We start from the raw sequence: 20949 nt of genomic DNA on the forward strand, positions 1-20949 counted from the left end.
CCTGGACCCGCCGGTGCGCCGCCAGGACCTCGATCCCCGCGACCCGCCCCAGCCTCGACACCTCCGTGCCGGTCAGCACCGCCGCCAGGTCCGCACCCCCACGCATCCCCGCCAGCACCCCCACCCCCAGCGACGCCGCACCCTCCCCCGCCACCGCCGGGTCGAAGACCTCCGACACCCGCCGCCGCAACGCCCGCGACCACGCCGGACCACCACCCACAAAACCCTCAGGATCCGGCGCCCCAGCACCGTCACCGGCCACCTCGGCGGCCCCGGCGTCTGCCTCGGCGGTGCCGGCGTCGGTCTCGGCAGGTGCCTCGGCCGGCAGCGCGCTCGTCCGCGTGAACCCCGCCGGCGCCAGCCCGGCCAGCACCGCGAACCCCTCCACGTCGTCCGACGCCACAGGCCCGGCCGCGGGCTCGTCGTCCGGGCCCAGCAGCTCCTCCAGCACCCCCTGCGCCCACGGGTCACCCGCCTCCAGCAGCACACCAAGACCCTGCAGCCCCGCGCTCGAGAGCTCGTCCGCCCGCGCCAGCCGCTCCGCCGCCCTCTGCTCAGCGGCGAAAGCACGCAGATGCCGGCATGGGCCGTGCCGCCCGTCCTCCGAGCAGCACCACCCGCCGCCACCACTCCGAGCGTCTTCGAACATGAGTACAAGGCTAGGGGAGCCCACTGACATTTGGCTCGACGCCCGCCCCCGTCTGTGGAAATCCCTGCGTCAGGGAAACGAGGCGGGCACTGGGCCGTGTGTCTGGGGAAGCGTCACTCCCGGACGGCGCCGAGTCGCGCCGGCCCAGGGCTGGGAGGCCGCCGGCCGCCGAGGACCCCGGCGAAGTCTGCCGGGTCGAGCCACCCACCGCGGCAACCGTGAACGCCGGTGTCCGACGCCGCCACCGGACGGACAGGAGGACGCAGACCGACCAGTGCACCAGAGAACGGCCGAGGCCCCCACCCAATCGGGTGAGAGCCTCGGTCCGTGGTGCGCTCGGGGCGCGCTTGGCCGCCGCGCTCAGCAGCAGCGCGCGTTCGGCTCCGCCTCCTGCTCGGCCCAGCGCCGTCGCCAGAACTCCTTCTCGCCCGGCACGGGCGCCGACGGGTGAGCCCGCCGCTGGTGGGCGACGAACCGCTCGTAGTCCTTGTCGCCCATGACGGAGCCGACGTACCAGTGCACGGCCCGGAGGCCGCGCGCGATGCCGCTGACCAGAGCCGTCATCGCACGGGCTCCCGGACGCCGTCGTCGTCCCCCGAGCGCGTGCGGTCGTGGGCGTGCCCCTTCGCGCCGTGGAAGACGGCGTCCGGGTCGACCGCGAGCCACTGGGCCTCGATCTCCTTCTCGGCCGGCGTGGCGATCAGGCCGCGCGGCGCGAACCGGTGCGAGGGCTCCTCGCCCTCCTCCGACGTCGGCAGCCCGCCGGCCCGCACGGACCGGACGACGACGACCATGCCCGCGACAAAGACCGTCAGGACCAGCACGGCGAAGAGCACCGACAGGGTGGTCTGGATGTAGGTGTTGCGGATGACGGCGTCCATCGCCTCCGGCGTGGTCGCGGTTCCCAGCGAGGTCTCCCCCGCCTCCCGGGCCGCCACGAAACGCCGATTCTGCGCCCAATAACTGAGCGCAGGGTCGGCGGAGAAGATCTTCTGGTAGGACGCGGTCATGGTGACCGTCAGGTCCCAGGCGAGCGGGACGCCCGGGATCCAGGCCCACTTGTACAGCTTCTTCTTCATGACGACGACGAAGATCAGCGTCAGCGCGATGGCGGCGAGCAGCTGGTTGGCGATACCGAACAGCGGGAACAGCGTGTTGATGCCGCCGAGCGGGTCGGTGACGCCCATGAGCAGGATCGCGCCCCACGCGGCGACGACGACGGCGGAGGCGACCCAGGCGCCGACGCGCCACGACGGGTCACGGAACTTCTTGAAGCCCCCGCCGAGGTTGCCCAGGGTGTCGGTGAGCATGAAGCGGGCGGTGCGGGTGCCGGCATCGACCGTCGTGAGGATGAACAGCGCCTCGAACATGATGGCGAAGTGGTACCAGAACGCCTTGAGCGAGTCCCCGCCGAGCAGCTTGGAGAGCACCTCGGACATCCCGAAGGCGAGCGTCGGGGCGCCGCCGGTGCGCGAGATGATCGACTCCTCGCCGACCGAGGCCGCAGCGCCGGAGATCTGCTCGGGGGTCACCGCGGACGTGGCCAGGCCCAGCCCGTTGACGTACTCGGCGGCCGTCTCGGGCGTGCCGCCGGTGAGGGTGGCGGGGGCGTTCATCGTGAAGTAGAGGTTCTGGTCGATGACCACCGCGGTGACCAGCGCCATGATCGCCACGAAGGACTCGGTCAGCATGCCGCCGTAGCCGATGATCCGCGCCTGGCCCTCCTTCTCGAGCAGCTTGGGCGTGGTGCCCGAGGCGATGAGGGAGTGGAAGCCGGACAGGGCGCCGCAGGCGATCGTGATGAACAGGAACGGGAAGAGCGAACCCGCGAAGGCGGGCCCGGTCCCGTCCAGGGCGAAGTGGCTGACCGCCGGGGCCTGCACGGTGGGCCCGACCCAGAGAATGCCGACGGCGAGCAGCGCGATGGTGCCCACCTTCATGTAGGTGGACAGGTAGTCGCGCGGCGCGAGCAGCAGCCACACCGGCAGCACCGAGGCGGCGAAGCCGTAGATGATCAGGCACCACGCCAGCGTGACCTTGCTCAGCGTCAGGTACTCCTGGCCCCACGCCGTCTCGTTGACCCAGCCGCCCGCGACGATGGCGAGCAGCAGCAGCGCGACGCCGATGGCGGAGACCTCGCTGACCTTGCCCGGCCGGATGTACCGCAGGTACAGGCCCATGAAGATCGCGATCGGGATGGTCATCGCGATGGAGAACACGCCCCACGGGCTCTCGGCGAGGGCGTTGACGACGATGAGGCCGAGCACCGCGATGATGATGATCATGATGGCGAAGACGCCGACCAGGCCGGCGACGCCGCCGACGGTGCCCGTCTCGTCGCGGACCATCTGGCCCAGGGAGCGCCCGCGGCGCCGCACCGACAGCCAGAGGACCAGGTAGTCCTGCACGGCGCCGGCCAGGACCGCGCCGATGATGATCCAGATGGTGCCCGGCAGGTAGCCCATCTGGGCGGCCATCACGGGGCCGACCAGCGGGCCGGCCCCCGCGATCGCGGCGAAGTGGTGCCCGAAGAGCACCCGCCGGTCGGTGGGCTCGTAGTCCTTGCCGTTGTCGTACAGCTCGGCGGGGGTGGCCCGGTCGTCGCGGGGCCGGACGACTTTGTACTCGACCAGACGGGCGTAGAACCGGTACCCGACGATGTAGGTGCCGATGGCCGCGACGACGAACCAGCGCGCGTTCACCTCCTCGCCGCGGGCGAACGCGATGATCGCCCAGCCCACGGCCGCCGCCAGCGCGATGGCGGCGAAGAGGAGTTTCTTGCGGAAGGTCATCGGTGTGCGGTCGACCACCGCGACCGGCGGGCGGTCGGGGCTGGTGCGCACGACGTCGATGTGTCTGGTCTGAAGCATCGTTACTCCACGTAGGGAAACCGCGGTGCCGCTCGGCATGGCCGACGGGCAGCGTCCCAACCGGACGCCGCCGTATTCTATAGCGCTGCGTTCCGCATCCTCGGCGCCCCTCCCAGGGACGCCGGCGTCTCAGGCGAGGTGCAGGAAGCCGTCCACGAGAAGCTCCCGGGCGGCCGGCAGCAGCTCCGCGGCGACGTCGTCGGCCGGCACCTCGAGCAGAGCAGCGAGGGCGCCGGCGATCTGACCGAGGGAGAGCTCGCCGTCGCACGCCCCGACGGCGCCCGCCACCAGCGTCCCGGGCCGCACCACCCGGCCGAGCCCGCCGCCCTGGCGGAGCTGGAGGACCTGCGGGTCGGCGTCACCCGGGGTGAGGTGGTGCTCCTCGGTGACGTCCGCGGACCGCACCGGCCGCAGGCCGGCGAGGGCCGCGTCGTCGAGCTCGGCGAGCCTCTCGCGAACGGCCAGCGTGGCGGCGACGTGCGGCCCGAGCGGCTGGCGCACCGGGCCGGTCACCTCCTCGAGCCGCCGCCACGGTGCCCGGGCCGTCGCGGGCCGCTGCACGAGCACGCAGCCGAAGCCGACGCCCTCCACACCGCGTGCCTCGAAGTCCGCGAGCCAGGCGGCGTAGGCGGCCTCGTAGCCGCCGCGGTCGAGCTCGGGGCGCATCCCGCCGTCGCGCAGCCACAGCTCGGCGTACTCGGCGGGGTCCTGGACCTCACGCTCGACCACCCACGCGTCGCACCCCTCCGGCAGCCAGGCCCCCACGCGCTCGCGCCAGTCCTCGCCCGCGTGGTGCTCCCAGTTCCCGAGCAGCTGCGCCACCCCGCCGGGCGCGAGGTGCTCGCCGACGGAGGAGACCAGGTCCTGCACGAGGTCGTCCCCGCCTCGCCCGCCGTCGCGGTACTCCATCACCGGGAGCCCGGCGTCGTAGGCCGCGGCCGGCGTGATGACGAACGGCGGGTTGGACACCACGAGGTCGAACGTCTCCCCCGCGACCGGCTCGAGCATCGACCCCTCCCGCAGCTCCAGGTCCACGCCCGCGAGCCGGGCGTTGAACGCGGCGAAGCCGAGCGCACGCGCGGAGATGTCCGTGGCCACCACGTGCTCGCTGTGCCGGGCCGCGTGCAGGGCCTGCACGCCGCACCCGGTGCCCAGGTCGAGGGTGCGCCGCCGCGGCGTGCGCACGGTGACCTGGGCGAGCGTGAGCGAGGCGCCCCCGATCCCGAGCACGTGGTCGGCGTGGAGCACGGCCCCGGTGGCCAGCTCGCCGAGGTCCGAGGCCACCCACCACAGCGCCGTGCCGGCAGCGTCCGCCGCCGCGTAGGGCCGCAGGTCGACGACGGCGCTCGCCAGGTCCCCGTCCGCCTCGCCGGCCGTCCGCACGAGTCCGAGCCGGACGGCGCCGTCGGCGCCGGTCGCCGGCAGCGCCCGGTCGACCTCGGCGCGTGTGACGTGGTCGCCGAGCATGAACAGACGCAGCAGCACGGCGGCCGGGTGGTCCTGGCGCCGCGCGGCACGCATCGCGGGCAGCCGCTGCTCCCGGTGGAGGGCCCCGGAGGCGACGTCTCCCACGAGGGCATGGACGCTCTCGAGCGTGAAGTCGGCGCCCTCGAGGTCACGCCGCAGGGTGTCGACCTCGGCCCGCTCGCCGGCCGGAGGTGGTGCTGCGCTCGAGGTCATCCTGGCAGCGTAGTGAGGTGCTCAGGCCGAGAGCTCGTGCAGCCGGTGAGGCAGCTCGTCGAGCAGCTCGCGGGCGAGGAAGCCCACCTTCCCCACCCGCGCCGTCAGCGAGTCGCCGGCCGCCGCGTGCAGGTGCATCGCCCACACGGCGGCCTGGGCGGGGTCCGCGCCGCGCGCGACCAGGCCCGCCAGCGCCCCGCCCATGACGTCTCCGCTGCCGGAGGTGCCGAGCCCCGTGTGACCGGTGGTCTTGCGCCACAGCCGGTCGCCGGCACTGACGAACCCGTGCCCGCACACCACCGCGTCGAAGCGGCCCGCGGTCTCGACGACGGCGTCCGCGGCGTCGTCGTCCTCGATCTCCTCCCGGCCGAGGAGCCGGGCGAGCTCGACGAGGTTGGGCGTGAGCACCAGCCGGCCGCGGAGGGCGTCCAGCACGTCGTCGGGCGCGTCGGCGAGCACCCCGAGCGCGAAGGCGTCCAGCACCACCGGCACCTCCGGCGGCACGTGCGGGACCAGCCCGCGCAGCAGCGCGAGCGTCCCGCCCGGCTCGCCCAGCCCGGGTCCGAGCAGGACCACGTCGGCGCGCCCGGCGTCCTTCGCCAGCACGTCCGCGTCGGTTCCGGTGACGTCCCCGCCGTCGTCCTCCGCGAGACCGCGGACCCCGGCCTCCGGGACGGCGACGGCCACCGCGGGGGCCACCGAGCGCGCGACGGCGAGGGTGAGGCGCCCGCCCCCGACGCGCAGCGCCGCCAGCCCGGCGAGCATCGCGGCCCCCGGCGTGGCCCGTGCGCCGCCGACGACGAGGACCTGACCGCGCCCGTACTTCGACCCGTGCGGCTCGGGGATCGGCCATGCGCGCAGCAGGGCGGGCACCACAGGTTCGGCCCGCTGCGCCGCGCCGGTCACCCGAGCTCCTGCACGGGGCTCGGCTCGTCGGTGCGCGGGGCCCCCTCCTGCGCCAGGTGCTCGTCGACGTTGTAGTCCGCGAGCCGCCAGCCCTCGCCGTCGCGCACCAGCCGGGTCACCGCGGCGTTGCGCACGCCGTCCGTGCGCCCGATCTCGAGGATCCCCGCCTCGTCCAGCTCCTCGCAGACGTAGCGGAAGACGAGCACGACGACGTCGTGGCAGGTGATCAGGACCCGTTGATGGCGTTCCTGACGCTCGAGGTCGGCGAGCACGCTGCGCACCCGCAGGGCGACGTCGGCCCAGGACTCCCCGCCCGGCGGCCGGTGGTAGAACTTGCCCAGCCACCGGCGCCGCTCGGCCTCCCCGGGGTAGCGCGCGAGAACCCCCGCCGTCGTCAGGGTGTCGGTGATGCCGAGGTCGCGGTCGCGCAGCCGCTCGTCCACCCGCAGCGGGAGCTGCACCTCGGCCACGTCGACCGCGGTGCGGGCGGTGTCGAGCGCCCGCCGGTAGGGCGAGGACCAGACGGCGTCGGGCCGCCGGTCGCGCGGCAGGTCCCGCAGCCACGCTCCCAGCGCCGCGGCCTGCTCCTGGCCGGTGGGCGAGAGCTCGACGTCCGGGTCGCGCGCCGGCACGTCGATCGTCTCGGCGCCGCTGGCCTCGGCGTGGGAGGCGGCAACGTTCGCGGCGCTCTGGCCGTGCCGGACTAGAAGGATCTCCGTGACACCCATGCCCGCAACGTAGGTTCCGCCGCCGTCCGGCGCTCGCCGAGAGGTCACCCACAGTTCTCCTGCGCCCCCCGCGGGACGCCGGTAGCGTGACCGCCAGTCCCGGGGAAGCACGGACCACCTGCTGCCGCCCGAAGGGTCTCCACACATGAATCACCGGTTCACGGCCACGTGCTCGCTCGCCCTTCTCGTCGCGCTCGCCGCGCTCGGCGTGAGCACGTCCGCCCCCGCGGCGGCGGTCGCCGTCCCGGCGGCCGACGAGACCCAGGAGTTCCCGGCGGGTGCGGGCGACATCGCCGACGACCCGGCGATCTGGGTCGACCGCGCGTCGCCGAGCCGCTCCGTGGTCATCGGGTCGAGCAAGGACGAGGACCTCGGGGGGCTGTCGGTCTACGACCTCGCCGGCCGCCAGCTCCAGTTCCTCCAGACCGGCGAGACGAACAACGTCGACCTGCGCTCCGGCGTCCTCGGGGGACGCACCCTGGTGGTCGCGAGCGACCGGACCCGCGACGCCCTGGCGTTCTTCTTCCTGAACCCGAGCACCCGGACCCTCTCGCCCGCGGGCAGCACCCCGCTGGGCTTCGAGCCGTACGGCACGTGCCTGTACGCCAGCCCGGCCGGCCCGCTGTACGCCTTCGCCACGGAGGCCACCGAGTCCTCCGGCCAGCTGGACCAGTACCGACTCACCCTTTCCGGGGCGTCGGTCACCGGGACGAAGGTGCGCGACCTGAGCACCGCGTCCCAGGCGGAGGGGTGCGTGGCCCACGACCCGGCGAGGCGGCTGTTCCTCGCGGAGGAGGACCTCGGCCTGTTCAGCTACGGCGCCGAGCCGTCGGCCTCGACGGCGCGCACCACGATCGACCTCGTCTCCGGCCCCAACCTCGAGGCCGACGTCGAGGGCGTGGCCGTCGCCGTCGGCGCCGCCGGCGGCCCCTCCTACCTCCTGGCGTCCTCGCAGGGAGACAGCACCTACCACCTCTACGACCTCGCGCCGCCGCACACCCACCGGCGCGCGTACACGGTCACCGCCTCCGGCACTGTCGACGGCGCCACCGGGACGGACGGGCAGGCCGTCACGCTCGCGAACCTCGGCCCGCAGTTCCCCGGCGGGCTCGTCGTGGTGCACGACGAGGACAACACCGGTGGCAGCACCTCCAACTTCAAGTACGTCGACGCCCTCAAGGCCCTCGGGCCGCTCCACGGCGCCTTCACCGGGTTCCTCCTCAACGACTCGTGGGGGCCGGAGGCCGACCACGCGTTCCGGTACGGCCTGCTCACCGACAGGGTGCTGATCGGTGACTGGGACGGGGACGGCGACAGCACGATCATGGTCCGGCGCGGGAACCGCTTCTACGTGAGCAACGAGCTGCAGGCCGGCCGGGCGCAGCAGGAGTTCGTGTACGGGCGTGCCGGGGACACGGTGCTCGTGGGCGACTGGGACGGCGACGGGGACGACACGCTCGCGGTGCGGCGCGGCAACGTCTATCACCTGAGGAACACCCTCGCCGCCGGAACGGCCGACCGGGTGGTCGCGTACGGTCGCGCCGGCGACGCGGTGCTCGTCGGCGACTGGGACGGCGACGCGGACGACACCCTCGCGGTGCGGCGCGGCAACGCCTACCACCTCAAGAACACCATCAGCGGCGGCCCGGCCGACCGGACGGTCCTCTACGGCCGCGCCGAGGACCAGGTGCTCGTCGGCGACTGGGACGGCGACGCGGACGACACCCTCGCGGTACGTCGTGGCAACGCCTACCACCTCAAGAACACCATCAGCGGCGGCTCGGCCGACCGGACGGTGCGCTACGGCCGGGCGGGCGACGAGGTCTACGTCGGCGACTGGAACGGCGACGGCGCCGACACCCTCGGACTGCGCCGGCTCGGCTGAGACCCGTCCTTCTGCGTCTGCGGTGCACACGAAAAGGGGCCCGCCGGCCGGCGGGCCCCTTCCGTGTGCCTGAACGCGAGAGCGGGTCGGCCTCAGCGGCGCTCGACGGGCTCGCTCGCCTCGGCGCTCCCGGGGCCGGCGGCCCGGCCCCCGATCACCGGCTCCTCCACGGCGGTCTGCTCCAACGGGTCCTCGTGGTGGGGCCGGGTGGCGATCGTGTTGTCGATGTCCTCGGCGGTGTCCGCCCGGCCCGCCCGGCGCCGCGAGGTGAGGACGGCGGCGAAGGCGATGGCCGCGGCGACGAGGGCGATGCCGATGCGCAGCGCGTGGTTCGTGTCCTCCGGCACACTCAGCTGGACCACGGCGGGCGCGATGAGCAGCGAGACGAGGTTCATCACCTTGATGAGGGGGTTGATGGCCGGGCCGGCGGTGTCCTTGAACGGGTCGCCGACGGTGTCGCCGATGACGACGGCGGCGTGGGCCTCCGAGCCCTTCCCGCCGTAGTGGCCGTCCTCGACGATCTTCTTGGCGTTGTCCCACGAGCCGCCGGAGTTCGCGAGGAACACGGCCATGAGCACGCCGGCGCCGATGGCTCCGGCGAGGAACCCGGCCAGCGGACCGACGCCGAGGCCGAACCCGACGGCGATCGGCGCGAAGGCCGCGAGGAGCCCCGGGGTGGCGAGCTCGCGCAGGGAGTCCTTGGTGCAGATGTCCACGACCCTGGCGTAGTCGGGCCGGGTCTGGCCGGTCATGATCCCGGGGAAGTCCCGGAACTGGCGGCGGACCTCGAAGACGATGGCGCCGGCAGCCCGCGTGACGGCGTCGATGGCGAGGCCCGAGAAGAGGAAGACCGTCGCCCCGCCGAGGATCACGCCGACGAGCGTGATCGGGGAGATGATCTCGTAGCTCACCATCGCCCCGACCATCCCGTCGCTCAGCTGCGCGCCGGCCTCGGAGATCTCGGCCAGGGCCACGCGGACGGCGTCGGCGTAGGAGCCGAAGAGCGCCGTCGCGGCGAGGACCGCCGTCGCGATGGCGATGCCCTTGGTGATGGCCTTGGTGGTGTTGCCCACCGCGTCGAGGTCCGTGAGCACCTGCGCGCCCGCCTCGTCGACCTCGCCGGACATCTCCGCGATGCCCTGGGCGTTGTCGCTGACCGGGCCGAAGGTGTCCATGGCGACGATGACGCCGACGGTGGTGAGCAGGCCGCAGCCGGCGATCGCGATCAGGAACAGCGAGAGCCCCAGGTTGCCGCCGGCGATGAGGAACGCCCCGCAGATGGCGGCGGCGATGATGCCCGCGGTGTAGACGGCCGACTGGAACCCCACCCCGATCCCGGAGAGGACGACGGTCGCCGCGCCGGTGCGCGAGGTCGAGGCCACGTGCACGGTGGGGCGCGAGGTGGTGCCGGTGAAGTAGCCGGTCAGCCAGAGGATGACGCCCGCCAGGACGACGCCCACGACGACGGCCGCGGTGACCATCAGGCGCGGGTCGCCGGTGTGGTCGGCGAGGTCCTCGCTCACGCCCTCGATCGCGGCGAAGGAGGAGGGGAGGTAGACGAACGCGGCGACGGCGGCGAGCAGGACGCCGACCACCGCGGAGACGTAGAAGCCGCGGTAGATCGCGGTCAGCCCGGACTCCTCGCCGCGCACGCGGGTGATGACGACGCCGAGCAGCGCGACCAGGGCGCCGACGGCCGTGACGATGAGCGGCAGGATCAGGCCCTGCTCGCCCATGGCGGCCTTGCCCAGGATCAGGGAGGCCACGAGCATCACGGCGTAGGACTCGAAGAGGTCGGCGGCCATGCCCGCGCAGTCGCCGACGTTGTCGCCGACGTTGTCCGCGATGGTGGCGGCGTTGCGCGGGTCGTCCTCGGGGATGCCCTGCTCGACCTTGCCGACCAGGTCCGCCCCGACGTCGGCCGCCTTGGTGAAGATGCCGCCGCCGACGCGCATGAACATCGCCAGCAGGGCGGCACCGAAACCGAAGCCCTCGAGCACGGCCGGGGCGTCCCCGCGGTAGAAGATCACCACGCCGGCCGCACCCAGCAGGCCGAGACCGACGACGCTCATCCCGACGACGCCGCCGGTGCGGAACGCGATGCGCGCGCCCTCCGTGCGTCCGCCGGGGCGGGTGGCCGAGGAGGCGACGCGCACGTTCGCCTTCACCGCGAGCGACATGCCGAGATACCCGATGGAGGCGGAGAACCCCGCACCGAACAGGAACGCGATCGCGCGGCCGATCTTGATCTCGGGCTCGGCGGGCAGCAGGAAAAGGAGGCCGAAGACGACCACCGCGAAGATGCCGAGGGTGCGGAACTGGCGCCTCAGATAGGCCTGAGCCCCTTCCTCGATCGCGCCGGCGATCTCCCGCATCCGTGGTGTGCCCGCGTCGGCGGCGAGCACCTGACGGCGCAGCGCCACCGCGATGACGAGCGAGACGATCGCGATCCCCGCGATGATCCCGACGATGGTCAGGCTCGTGGCCCCCAGTTCAAGCATCCGCCCTCCTCGGCAGTGCGTCCCACCTGCGACGACGCCGTCGCGGTGGCTGTTTTCCCGGCGAGCCTACCCGGGCCGCGGCCCGGTTCGGCACATTCCGTGTTGCCGTCCGCGCGTGTCCGATGGGGGCGCCGGCCTCAGCCGGCGGCCGCCAGCCCCGCCGGATCCGCCCCGAGGACCTCGGAAAGCTCGCGGTGCAGCGGCTGCCCCTCCAGGAGCCCGGACAGCTCGAGGACGGCCCGCACCTGCTCCGCACCCGCCACCACGTGCAGGCGCGAGTCGAGTGCCCTGATCACCGATCGGCGGTCCAGCACTGCCCGGACGCCGGCGGAGTCGATGAAGGTCACCGCCGTGAGGTCCACGACGACGGCGGCCGGGAGCGCGTCGAGCGCCCGGTCGACGGCGGCCCGCAGACGGCCGGCGGTGGCGCCGTCGAGCTCTCCGGCCGCACTGACGACCCACGCCGTCCCGACAGCCCGCTCACCCACCCGAAGTGCCATGGCGCCCCACCCCCCTGTCCGCGAATCGTCCCACCGCCGCGAGGTTCGTCCAGAGGAAGACGCTGGCCAGAACTGCCCGTGGCAACGACCTGCCACGAGCGCCGGTCGCCGGCTGTCGGTGTCTGCGCCATGGCGCACACTGGGCAGGTGCCCCGCCCGGACCTCGTCGAGCTGCTGCGCGCCACCGGTGCGCGCGACGGCCGCCTCGTCCACCTAGAGCAGCTGCCGGCGCGCCCGGGCCGGACGGCGGACTGGCCCGCGTGGGCGGACCCGGACCTGGTCGCCGGCTACCGGCGGCTCGGCGTGGAGCGGCCGTGGCAGCACCAGGTCCAGGCGGCCGAGGCGGCCTGGGCGGGCCGCCACACGGTGATCGCGACGGGTACCGGGTCCGGGAAGTCCCTCGCGGCCTGGCTCCCCGCGATCTCGGCGGTCCGCGCCGACGCCGCCCAGGCGGCCCGCCCCGACGCCGGCAGCATCGCCGCGTACGGCCGACGCCCCACCACCCTGTACCTCTCCCCCACCAAGGCGCTGGCGGCGGACCAGCTCTCCGGGCTGCACCGCCTCCTCGACGCCGCGGGGCTGCGCGGGGTGCGCGTGACCACCTGCGACGGCGACACCCCGCTGGAGGAGCGCGACTGGGCCCGCGACCACGCCGACGTGGTGCTCTCCAACCCCGACTTCCTGCACTTCTCGATGCTGCCGGGGCACCGGCGGTGGCAGCGGCTGCTCAAGGGCCTGCGCTACGTCGTCGTCGACGAGTGCCACGCCTACCGGGGCGTGCTCGGCGCGCACGTGGCGCTCGTGCTCCGCCGCCTGCTGCGCCTCGCGGCGCACTACGGCGCCAGCCCGACCGTCCTCGCGGCGTCCGCAACGACCGCGGAGCCGGCGCTCACCGCGGCCCGGCTCGTCGGCGTCCCCGAGTCCGACGTCGTGGCCGTGACGGAGGACGCCGCACCGGCGGGCCGGCGCACCGTCGCGCTGTGGCAGCCCGCGCTGTCCCCCGGGTGGGCGGCATCCTGGCCCGGGGAGGGCGTCGAGCTCGGCGCCAGCGGCGCGGACGACGAGGCCTTCGAGTCCGGGCCGCGTCGCAGCGCCACGGCGGAGGCGGCGGACCTCCTGGCGGACCTGGTCGTCAGCGGCGCCCGCACGCTGGTGTTCGTGCGCTCCCGCTACGGCGCCGAGGTGATCGCCGAGCAGGCCCGCCGGCACCTGCGCGAGATCGACGGCGAGCTCGCCGCCCGCGTGGCGGCGTACCGGGGCGGGTACCTGCCCGAGGAGCGCCGCGAGCTCGAGCGGGCGCTGCGGTCCGGGGAGCTGCTCGCGCTCGCGACGACCAACGCCCTCGAGCTCGGCGTCGACGTCGCGGGGCTGGACGCCGTCGTCATCGCGGGCTGGCCCGGCACCCGAGTCTCGATGTGGCAGCAGGCGGGGCGGGCCGGGCGGGCCGGGGCCGAGGGGGTCGCGGTGCTGGTGGCCAGCGAGGACCCCCTGGACGGGTTCGTGGTGCACCACCCGGAGGCGATCTTCGGCGCCGGCGTGGAGGCGACGACGTTCGACCCGGCCAACCCCTACGTGCTCGCCCCCCACCTGTGCGCCGCCGCGGCGGAGCTGCAGCTGACGGAGAGCGACCTGCCGCTCTTCGGCCTGCCGGACCCCGCGCTGCTCGACGAGCTGGTCCGGCGGGGGCTGCTGCGCCGCCGGCCGACCGGCTGGTTCTGGAACTTCTCCCGGCCGGAGCGTCCGCAGGACCTCACGGACCTGCGGGGCGGCGGCGACCGGCCCGTCCAGGTGGTGGAGTCGGGGACGGGCACCGTGCTCGGCACGGTCGACGGGGCCCGCGCGGACGCCACGGTGCACCCCGGGGCTGTCTACCTGCACCAGGGGCGCACGTTCGTCGTCGACGCGCTGGAGGACGACGTGGCGCTGGTGCACGCCGAGACGGAGCTGGGGCACCGCACCAAGGCGCGGTCCTCCTCCTCGGTACGCGTGCTGTCGGTCCGGGACCGGCAGCTGTGGCGGGCCGCCGACGGCACCGAGGCCGCATGGTCCTTCGGCGACGTCGAGGTCACCAGCCAGGTCACCGGCTACGACAAGCGGCGTCTGCCCGGCATGGACATCATCGGCTCCTACCCCCTGGACATGCCCGAGCGGGTCCTGCCGACGACCGCCGTGTGGTGGACGCTCTCCGCCGAGGCGTGCGAGGCGGCCGGCGTGGGGAAGGACTCCCTGCCCGGTGCGCTGCACGCCGCCGAGCACGCGTCGATCGGTCTGCTGCCCCTGCTGGCCACGTGCGACCGGTGGGACATCGGCGGCCTGTCGACGGCGGTGCACCCCCAGACCGGGCAGCCCACCGTCTTCGTCCACGACGGCTACCCGGGTGGGGCCGGCTTCGCCGAGCGCGGGTACCGCGCCGCCGTCGAGTGGATCCGCGCCACCCGCGACGCGATCCGCTCCTGCGGCTGCGCCGACGGGTGCCCGGCCTGCGTGCAGTCGCCCAAGTGCGGCAACGGCAACTCCCCGCTGGACAAGGCCGGCGCGGTGCGCCTGCTGTCCCTGCTGCTGCGCTGCGCCCCGGCCGGCTGACTAGCCCGGGCCGAGGCGGCCGGTCAGGCGGCCGGGCCGGCACGCGCGCTCGCCCGCGCCGCGAGGCCCGTGCCGTCCGCGAGCGCCACGCGGGTCGAGACCACCACCTCCCCTCCTCGGCTCCGGCAGGAGGTGAGCTCGGCGCCGTTGGCGGCGACCACCCGGCCGGCGACGGCGCACGGATCCCCGGCGGGCCCCGTGAGGTCGTGGAGCGCGGTCGCAGCGGCGAGCGCACCGAGGTCCGCCGCGGCCTGGGCCGTCCCGCGCGCGTGGACGGCCCGGGCCACGCCCACGACGGCCAGGGTCAGCACCACCAGGACCGCCACGAGGGCGAGGCCGAGCACGGAGCCGGAGCCCCGGTCCAGGCCGCCCGCGCGAGACCGCACCCACCGCCGCACCGCCCTCACTCCCCCGGCTCCGGCAGCGCCCGGGCGCTGGACCGGGCCGTCAGACCGGCCCCCCGGAGAGGGCCGGCAAGGTCGCGGGAGACCTCCACGACCACGTACCCGCCCGCCTCGGACACCAGCACCGCGGCATCGTCGCCGGCGAGCTCCCGCGCGACGCCCGCGACCTCGCCGTGGGACTCCCCCAGCGCCGCGGCACGGGCCCCGGCCCGTGCGGCGTCGGCCACCCGGACCTGCGTGAGCGCGGCGCTGGCCGCGGTCAGCAGCGCGACGAGCAGCAGCACGACCCCGGGCAGCACGAGGGCGAGCTCGGCGGTCACCCCGCCTCGCTCCCGGCCGCCCGCCGGCGGGCCGGACCGCGCGGCCCGGCCCACCGACGGACGTGGGTGTCGTCTCATCCCAGCCCGAGCGCCTTGCGGATCAGGTCCGACACGAGCTCCCGGACCCAGTCGCTCTTCAGGACCCACAGCAGGACGCTGGCCAACGAGGCGGCCGCCACCGTCCCGATCGCGTACTCGGCGGTGGCCATGCCGGCCTCCCCGCCGCACCGCAGCGCGTGCACCCGCCGGGTCAGCGCGACCCGGACCCTCCCCCAGCGACGTCGAACGCTCATCGTGCTCTCCTCCCCACGCCCGTCGGGCGCCTTCGCGCGGACCGGCCGACTGCCGTCCGTCGGGACCGAGCCTGCGCGGATACCGCCGCCCGGGCCCGACGGCCGCCGCCCCGCTGTGGAGGACCGGGCACCGGCGGCCCGTGTGGAGGCTCAGCCACCGAGGACTGCGCCGCCGGCGGCAAGGACCACCGGCACGAGCCCGAGCAGCACGAAGGCCGGCAGGAAGCACAGCCCGAGCGGCAGGACGAGGCGCACCCCGAGGCGCGCCGCGGCCTCCTGGGCCTCACGGTGCCGGGTGGCGCGCACCGACCCGGCCGCCTGACGCAGCAGAGGGCCGGGGGCGGCACCGTCGACCCAGGCTGGCTCGAGGGCGTCCGCGAGCGGGCCGAGCCCGTCCGGAGCCCCGTCCCACGCCTCCGCCCAGGGCGCCCCGAGGAGCAGGGCCCGGCCGGCGCGCCGCAGCGCCGGGCCGCTCCCGCCGTCGTCGCCGGCCTCCGGCGCGTGGCCGGCGACGGCACGTCCCAGAGCCAGCAGCGTGCCGGGAACCGAGGCTCCGGCGCCGAGGGCGGCGTCCGCGAGATCGAGCAGCACAGCCACGTCGATCTCGCCGAGCCGCTCCGGCACCGGGCCGGCGCCGGGTCCGGTCGGCCGTCGCGTGCGGGTGCGCCCGGTCAGGGTCCACGGCAGCGCGGCGACGACCCCGATCAGCAGGAACGTCAGGGTGGTCACCGCGCCGCCCGCCCGTCCCCGCCGGTGCCCGCCGCACCGGCGGCCCGCTCCAGCGCGACCACCCACCGGCGGCCGGCCACCATGAGCACGACGCCCGCCAGCAGGCAGGCGCTGCCGAGCCCGCCGCCCAGCAGCACCCCCACCGGGTCGGCGCCGATGCCCGCGCCGAGCACCAGCCCGAGCACCGGGAGCCAGCCGAGCAGCCGGGCGGTGGCCCGGGGCCCGGCCAGCGCCACCGCGCGTGCCGCACGCGCGTGCCCGGCCTCGGTCAGGCCGTCCGCGCAGCGCACCAGGACCTCGGCGAGCGGCGCCCCGAGCTCATGCGTGAGCCGGCAGGCGGCGATCGCGCCCGGCAGGGCGCCCGCGGTCGTCGAACCGATGCCAGGCGGGTGACGCACCAGGCGGCGCACCGGGCGCGGCAACCGGTCGTGCGCGGCGTGCCGGGCCGCCAGCTCCAGCAGCTGGCCGGGCACGCCGTCCTCCCGCGCCGCCGTCCGCCCGGTCAGGCCCGCCCGCGCGAACGTCTCGTCCCAGGCGGCGTCGACGTCGGCCCCGGCCTTCAAACGCGTGGCGACCTCCGTGACCAGGACCCCGAGGTCGATCTCCCGCGTGCCGGGACGCCGACGGGCGCGGGGCCGCAGCCTCTTGCGTCGGCGCTGGGAGCGGGGGGCGGGGTGCCTGCCCGGCCGGACGAGCAGCAGGACCGCCGAAGCCACCAGCACCGCGACGGTCACGACCTCCGTCACGGGCCCGCGGCGTGCCGGCCGCGCCCGCCGCCCAGCTGCGCCCCGCCGTCGGTCTGCCGGGCCAGGCCCAGCCTGGCGGCGAGCCGGGGCCATGCCCCGCCCCGTGAGACGACGCCGCCCGTACCCACCGTGAGCGCGGGCCGGCAGACCAGCTCGTCGCCGGCCCGCTCGAGCACGCCCACTTCGACCAGGCGGCGCGCTCCGTCGTCGTCCCGGCGCAGGTGGAGCACCGCATCCAGCGCGCTGACCGCCTGGGCGGTCATCGTCGCGCCCGTCATGCCCGCCAGGGCGCCGAGCGCGACGAGCCGGGCGGGCACGTCCACGGCGGTGTTCGCGTGCACGGTCGCCCAGCCGCCGTCGTGCCCGGTGTTCAGGGCCCCGAGGACGTCGCGCACCTCGGCGCCGCGGCACTCGCCCAGGACGATGCGGTCGGGGCGCATGCGCATCGCGGCACGGACAAGCTCGGCCAGCGGCACCTCGCCGACGTGCTGGACGTTCGCCCGCCGCACCTGCAGGTGGATGACGTGCGGGTGGTCCGGGCGCAGCTCCGCGGACTCCTCGATGCAGACGATCCGCTCGCCGTGGCCGACGAGCGAGAGCATCGCCGCCAGCAGCGTCGTCTTGCCGGACCCCGTCGCCCCGGAGACCAGCACGTTGGCGCGGGCGTCCACCAGCGCCCGCAGCAGCGGCGCGAGCTCGTCCGGCACGGTCCCTCCGGCCACCAGCTCGGCGAGGGTGAGCACCCGGGTGCGGTGGGTGCGCAGCGAGATGAGCGTCCCGGTGGCCGAGAGCGGGGGCAGCACCGCGTGCAGGCGGGTGCCGTCGGGCAGGGTGCCGTCCACGACCGGGCTGGCGTCGTCGAGGCGCTGGCCGCAGGCGGCGGCCAGGCGGGTGGCCAGCGCCCGGACGGCCTGAGGGTCGGTGAGATCGTCGCCGGCCTCGACCCGTTCCAGCCCGCCACCGCGGTCGACCCACACCCCGTCCCCGCCGTTGACCAGGACGTCGGTCACCGCCGGATCCTCGAGGAACCGCTGGAGGGGCCCGGCGCCGCGCACGTGCGCGCGCACCTCGGTGTCCAGCCGCAGCAGCCCGTCCGCGCCGACGCCGGTGTCGGCCGCACCGAGCGCGCCGGCGAGCGGCACCCCCCGCACCAGCGCCTCGCGCACCTGCGCCACGGGGGTGCTCACGGCGCCAGCTCCAGCCGGGTCACCAGCCCGCGGGCGGTCGACATGAGGGCCCCGCGCCGGCGGTCGCCCGGCCGCGCCCCCCGCTCGACGTCGGCCCCCAGGTTCCGCTCCTCGCGCAGCACCGCGGCCAGGGGGAGCCCGGCCGCCTCCGCGACCTCGGCGGCCTCCGCGGCCGGGGCCCGCACCACGAGGTGCATCGCGCAGCCCGCGCGCGCCAGCGGGGCGGCGGCGATCGCGGCCGCGCCCGCCCGGACCCCGCCCCCGCTGACCAGGACGACGTCGCTGCACCGGCCGAGCCACGCCTCCTGCGCGGTCCCGGGCGCGAGGACCTGGCGTGGCAGGTCGAGGACGACGACGTCGTGACCCTGCCCGAGGGCGCGCACCGCCGAGCGCACCGCGAGGTCGTCGGCCGCCGCGCCACCCCGCCGGTCGCCGGAGAGCACGCGCACGAGGTGCCACGTGGGCAGCGCCAGCGCGAGGCGTTCGGGCAGCAGCGCCCCGCGCTCCTCCCGCACGTCGGCCCAGCGCCGCCCGGGGTCGAACTCCAGCCCGAGCAGCACGTCGAGCCCGCCGCCGGCCGGGTCCAGGTCCACCAGCGCCGTGGCGGCCCCGGTGGCCACGCAGGCGCGGGCGAGGACGGCGGCGAGCACCGAGGCGCCCGCACCGCCGTGGGCGCCCACCACCCCGACGGTGCGTGCCCGCTGCGGCGTGGCGGCCGTGACGAGGACGTCGAGCAGCGCCGCCTCCTCGCCCGGCAGGACGACGGCGGCGGGCGGCGGGGCCTCCGCCGCCGCCGTCCGCGCGGGGTCCACCCGCACCGTCAGCGCGCCGCCGGGCCCGGCCGCGTCGAGCACCACCGCGGCGTCGGGCAGCACCCGGTCGGCGGGGACCACTGTCAGCCCCACCCCGGCCAGGTCCGTCAGGCGCCTGACACGCTCGGCCAGGGCAGCGTCGTCGCTGCGCAGCGCCACGGCGCTCTCGGTCAGGGTCGTCGTCATGGGACCTCCTCGGCGGTCGGGTCCCGAGCATGTCCCGCCGGCCGCCGAGCGCGCCGTCGCGCTGTGGACAGAGCGAGGCGGCCGCGCGGGTGTGGACGCGTCCACCAGGCAGAAGCCCGCGCCCGGCAGACGCGCGCGCCTCCGGGTGCCAGAGTGTGACGCATGGAGTCCCCGCCCCGTCGGCCGCGGCGCCGATGACCCGCACCGCCGCCTTCTTCGACCTGGACAAGACGGTCCTGGCCACCCCCTCCTCGCTCGCGCTCGCGCGGCCCCTCCTGGCGGCCGGCCTGCTCACCCGCGCCGACCTCGCCCGCTCCGCCTCGGCGCAGCTGGCCTACGTCCTCGTCGCGGCGGACCACCGCCGCAGCGAGCGGGTCCGCGAGCAGCTCTCCCGCATGGTCGACGGCTGGGAGGTCACGCGGCTGCAGGAGGTGGTCGAGAAGGCGATCACGACGTTCGTCGAGCCCCACGTCTACCTCGAGGCGATCGAGCTGATCACCCGCCACCACGCCGAGGGCGCGGACGTGGTGATCGTCTCGGCCTCCAGCGACGACGTCGTCGCCCCGATCGCCCGCCTCGTCGGCGCGGACCACGTGGTGGCGTCACGGATGGCGGTGGTGGACGGCCGGTACACGGGAGCCATCGAGTACTACGCGTACGGCCCGGCCAAGGCGGCCGCCCTGCGTGATCTCGCCGAGACGCACGGCTACGACCTCGCCCGGTGCTGGGCGTACACCGACTCGGTGACGGACCTGCCCATGCTCGAGGCGGTGGGGCACCCGGTGGCCGTCAACCCTGACCGCGCGCTGCACCGCCTCGCCCGCCGGCGCGGCTGGGAGGTGCGGCGCTTCGCCCGGCCGGTGCCGCTCCTGCCGCGGCGGCAGCTCTCGGCGGGCCTCCTCGCGCTGTGCGCGGCCGCCGGCCTGGCGGGGTGGTGGCTGATCCACCGGTCCCGACGGCGGAGCCGCGGTCGCCCGGGCCGTCCGGCCTGACGGGGCCGGCCGTCAGGCGGGCGCGGTCCGCCCGGCGCGCACCGCCGTCGCCACCGCGGCGCCCTCCGCGGCCCCGGCGACCACGGCGTCGGCCTGGTAGCGCAGCCAGTGCGCGACGCCGGCCGGGGTGCCGGAGGCGTAGCCGGCGAGCGCCTCCCGGTAGGCGGCCGGACGCATCGCCGCGTGGGCGTCCAGCACCGCGACCCCCGTGGGCTCGAGGCCGCTGCGTACCGCGACGAGGCGGGCCACCGCCCGGGCGAGCAGGCCGTTGCCGGTGGCGAACGGACGAAGCGTGGCCAGCTCCCCGTGCACCACGCCGACGCGCACCAGCGCGGGCGCCTCGTCCGCGGCGAGCACCGCGAGCACCGCCGCGAACCGCGCCCGTAGCTCCGTGCCCACCGGCGCCGGGGCAGGATCTCCGTCGCCGCGGAGGGTCACCGGCGGGTCGAGCGGCCCGCCCTCGCGGGGCTGGTCGTCGGTCCGCGGGCGCCCGACCGCCGCTGCGGGCAGCGCCCCGGCGGCGACGAGGTGCGCCGTCAGGTCACGGTGCAGCCCGGCGACGAGCTCACCGGCGGGCGCCGCGGGCGGCCGGTCACGGCCACCCAGGTCGCCGAGCAGCTCGCCGACGTGCACCTGTGCGCGCCACGCCGCCAGCACCAACGCCTCCCCGGCGGGCAGCCCGGCCGGTGCGACGGCACCCGAGGCCACCCGCTCGCGCAACCACCCGGCGTCGGCGCGCACACCCTCCAGGGCGACGGTCGCGACGGCGGAGCGGACCGCCGTCTCCGCCCGCGCCTCCCGCCACCGCCGGCGCAGGCCCTCGTGCCAGCGCAGCTCGGTGGCGGCCTCGCGGGCCCGGTCCGCGGCCTCTGCCACACCGGGCAGCCGGGCCAGGGCGTCGAGGGCGTCGACGACGTCGGAGCTCATCCGGCCAGGCTAGGCGGCCGCGGCGCCCGGACGGCCACGGGCGCGTACGCT

The 20949-nt window shown here is 75.9% G+C and carries 18 protein-coding genes and 1 pseudogene; 3 read left to right on the forward strand and 16 right to left on the reverse strand.

Translation table 11 applies throughout. The features are described 5' to 3' along the window. From ABD774_RS17910 to ABD774_RS17935, 6 genes and pseudogenes are all read right to left on the reverse strand, one after another. Positions 1 to 649: pseudogene (locus ABD774_RS17910) on the reverse strand (hypothetical protein); the annotation flags it as partial. Between the two features lie 360 nt (positions 650 to 1009). Further along, positions 1010 to 1213 (reverse strand): YbdD/YjiX family protein, encoded by a 204-nt coding sequence (locus tag ABD774_RS17915; protein WP_345044225.1) that lies wholly within the window; start codon positions 1211 to 1213, stop codon positions 1010 to 1012. Continuing rightward, positions 1210 to 3519, reverse strand: a complete 2310-nt coding sequence (locus ABD774_RS17920; RefSeq protein ID WP_345044227.1) for a carbon starvation CstA family protein — start codon at positions 3517 to 3519, stop codon at positions 1210 to 1212. Before ABD774_RS17920 ends, ABD774_RS17915 begins: the two co-directional genes overlap by 4 nt. 129 nt (positions 3520 to 3648) lie before the next feature. Continuing rightward, positions 3649 to 5199, reverse strand: a complete 1551-nt coding sequence (locus ABD774_RS17925) for a DUF7059 domain-containing protein (protein ID WP_345044231.1) — start codon at positions 5197 to 5199, stop codon at positions 3649 to 3651. A 21-nt stretch (positions 5200 to 5220) separates the two neighbouring features. Then, positions 5221 to 6105 carry an NAD(P)H-hydrate dehydratase gene (locus ABD774_RS17930; RefSeq protein WP_345044234.1) on the reverse strand — a complete coding sequence of 295 codons (885 nt, stop codon included), beginning with the start codon at positions 6103 to 6105 and terminating at the stop codon, positions 5221 to 5223. After that, positions 6102 to 6833, reverse strand: coding sequence for a histidine phosphatase family protein (locus ABD774_RS17935; RefSeq protein ID WP_345044237.1), 732 nt, complete (start codon positions 6831 to 6833; stop codon positions 6102 to 6104). The genes ABD774_RS17930 and ABD774_RS17935 overlap by 4 nt, the downstream gene beginning before the upstream one ends. 145 nt (positions 6834 to 6978) lie before the next feature. Between ABD774_RS17935 and ABD774_RS17940 the strand changes: the two genes are divergently transcribed. Continuing rightward, a complete protein-coding gene (locus ABD774_RS17940) occupies positions 6979 to 8718 on the forward strand; it encodes a phytase (protein WP_345044239.1) in 1740 nt (579 codons plus the stop codon). Between the two features lie 92 nt (positions 8719 to 8810). Here the strand turns inward: ABD774_RS17940 and ABD774_RS17945 are convergent, their stop codons facing one another. Further along, positions 8811 to 11219, reverse strand: a complete 2409-nt coding sequence (locus tag ABD774_RS17945; protein ID WP_345044242.1) for a sodium-translocating pyrophosphatase — start codon at positions 11217 to 11219, stop codon at positions 8811 to 8813. Between the two features lie 137 nt (positions 11220 to 11356). Beyond that, positions 11357 to 11719, reverse strand: coding sequence for an STAS domain-containing protein (locus ABD774_RS17950; RefSeq protein ID WP_345044244.1), 363 nt, complete (start codon positions 11717 to 11719; stop codon positions 11357 to 11359). 129 nt (positions 11720 to 11848) lie between these two features. Here ABD774_RS17950 and ABD774_RS17955 point away from each other — a divergent pair, with 129 nt between their 5' ends. Continuing rightward, a complete protein-coding gene (locus ABD774_RS17955; RefSeq protein WP_425554595.1) occupies positions 11849 to 14302 on the forward strand; it encodes a DEAD/DEAH box helicase in 2454 nt (817 codons plus the stop codon). 23 nt (positions 14303 to 14325) lie between these two features. Here the strand turns inward: ABD774_RS17955 and ABD774_RS17960 are convergent, their stop codons facing one another. The 7 genes from ABD774_RS17960 to ssd all read right to left on the reverse strand — a co-directional run bounded on the left by ABD774_RS17960 (position 14326) and on the right by ssd (position 18979). Then, a complete protein-coding gene (locus ABD774_RS17960; protein ID WP_345044249.1) occupies positions 14326 to 14688 on the reverse strand; it encodes an Rv3654c family TadE-like protein in 363 nt (120 codons plus the stop codon). A gap of 17 nt (positions 14689 to 14705) precedes the next feature. Beyond that, complete coding sequence (locus ABD774_RS17965) at positions 14706 to 15026, reverse strand: TadE family type IV pilus minor pilin (protein ID WP_345044252.1); 321 nt, start codon at positions 15024 to 15026, stop codon at positions 14706 to 14708. Positions 15027 to 15100: 74 nt separating this feature from the next. Further along, positions 15101 to 15319: a DUF4244 domain-containing protein gene (locus ABD774_RS17970; RefSeq protein WP_345044255.1), complete on the reverse strand. Its 219-nt coding sequence runs from the start codon at positions 15317 to 15319 to the stop codon at positions 15101 to 15103. Positions 15320 to 15469: 150 nt separating this feature from the next. Continuing rightward, positions 15470 to 16048, reverse strand: a complete 579-nt coding sequence (locus tag ABD774_RS17975) for a type II secretion system F family protein (protein WP_345044258.1) — start codon at positions 16046 to 16048, stop codon at positions 15470 to 15472. Beyond that, positions 16045 to 16794 carry a hypothetical protein gene (locus ABD774_RS17980; RefSeq protein WP_345044260.1) on the reverse strand — a complete coding sequence of 250 codons (750 nt, stop codon included), beginning with the start codon at positions 16792 to 16794 and terminating at the stop codon, positions 16045 to 16047. The genes ABD774_RS17975 and ABD774_RS17980 overlap by 4 nt, the downstream gene beginning before the upstream one ends. Continuing rightward, on the reverse strand, positions 16791 to 17981 hold the full coding sequence (locus ABD774_RS17985) for a TadA family conjugal transfer-associated ATPase (RefSeq protein ID WP_345044263.1): 1191 nt from the start codon (positions 17979 to 17981) through the stop codon (positions 16791 to 16793). The genes ABD774_RS17980 and ABD774_RS17985 overlap by 4 nt, the downstream gene beginning before the upstream one ends. Then, a complete protein-coding gene (ssd, locus tag ABD774_RS17990; protein WP_345044266.1) occupies positions 17978 to 18979 on the reverse strand; it encodes a septum site-determining protein Ssd in 1002 nt (333 codons plus the stop codon). Before ssd ends, ABD774_RS17985 begins: the two co-directional genes overlap by 4 nt. Positions 18980 to 19173: 194 nt before the next feature. Here ssd and ABD774_RS17995 point away from each other — a divergent pair, with 194 nt between their 5' ends. Beyond that, positions 19174 to 19971: an HAD family hydrolase gene (locus ABD774_RS17995; protein ID WP_345044268.1), complete on the forward strand. Its 798-nt coding sequence runs from the start codon at positions 19174 to 19176 to the stop codon at positions 19969 to 19971. Positions 19972 to 19983: 12 nt separating this feature from the next. Here the strand turns inward: ABD774_RS17995 and ABD774_RS18000 are convergent, their stop codons facing one another. Continuing rightward, positions 19984 to 20898: a Fic family protein gene (locus tag ABD774_RS18000; RefSeq protein ID WP_345044271.1), complete on the reverse strand. Its 915-nt coding sequence runs from the start codon at positions 20896 to 20898 to the stop codon at positions 19984 to 19986. Positions 20899 to 20949: the final 51 nt, after the last annotated feature.

The sequence above is a fragment of the Georgenia daeguensis genome, from assembly GCF_039537705.1.
Lineage (GTDB): Bacteria > Actinomycetota > Actinomycetes > Actinomycetales > Actinomycetaceae > Georgenia > Georgenia daeguensis.

Excerpts from the sequence above, each read along its gene's own strand:
- ABD774_RS17915 (WP_345044225.1), bottom strand. The coding sequence starts at position 1,213 with ATGACGGCTCTGGTCAGCGGCATCGCGCGCGGCCTCCGGGCCGTGCAC.
- ABD774_RS17920 (WP_345044227.1), bottom strand. The coding sequence starts at position 3,519 with ATGCTTCAGACCAGACACATCGACGTCGTGCGCACCAGCCCCGACCGC.
- ABD774_RS17925 (WP_345044231.1), bottom strand. The coding sequence starts at position 5,199 with ATGACCTCGAGCGCAGCACCACCTCCGGCCGGCGAGCGGGCCGAGGTC.
- ABD774_RS17935 (WP_345044237.1), bottom strand. The coding sequence starts at position 6,833 with ATGGGTGTCACGGAGATCCTTCTAGTCCGGCACGGCCAGAGCGCCGCG.
- ABD774_RS17940 (WP_345044239.1), top strand. The coding sequence starts at position 6,979 with ATGAATCACCGGTTCACGGCCACGTGCTCGCTCGCCCTTCTCGTCGCG.
- ABD774_RS17945 (WP_345044242.1), bottom strand. The coding sequence starts at position 11,219 with ATGCTTGAACTGGGGGCCACGAGCCTGACCATCGTCGGGATCATCGCG.
- ABD774_RS17950 (WP_345044244.1), bottom strand. The coding sequence starts at position 11,719 with ATGGCACTTCGGGTGGGTGAGCGGGCTGTCGGGACGGCGTGGGTCGTC.
- ABD774_RS17955 (WP_425554595.1), top strand. The coding sequence starts at position 11,849 with ATGGCGCACACTGGGCAGGTGCCCCGCCCGGACCTCGTCGAGCTGCTG.
- ABD774_RS17970 (WP_345044255.1), bottom strand. The coding sequence starts at position 15,319 with ATGAGCGTTCGACGTCGCTGGGGGAGGGTCCGGGTCGCGCTGACCCGG.
- ssd (WP_345044266.1), bottom strand. The coding sequence starts at position 18,979 with ATGACGACGACCCTGACCGAGAGCGCCGTGGCGCTGCGCAGCGACGAC.
- ABD774_RS17995 (WP_345044268.1), top strand. The coding sequence starts at position 19,174 with ATGACCCGCACCGCCGCCTTCTTCGACCTGGACAAGACGGTCCTGGCC.
- ABD774_RS18000 (WP_345044271.1), bottom strand. The coding sequence starts at position 20,898 with ATGAGCTCCGACGTCGTCGACGCCCTCGACGCCCTGGCCCGGCTGCCC.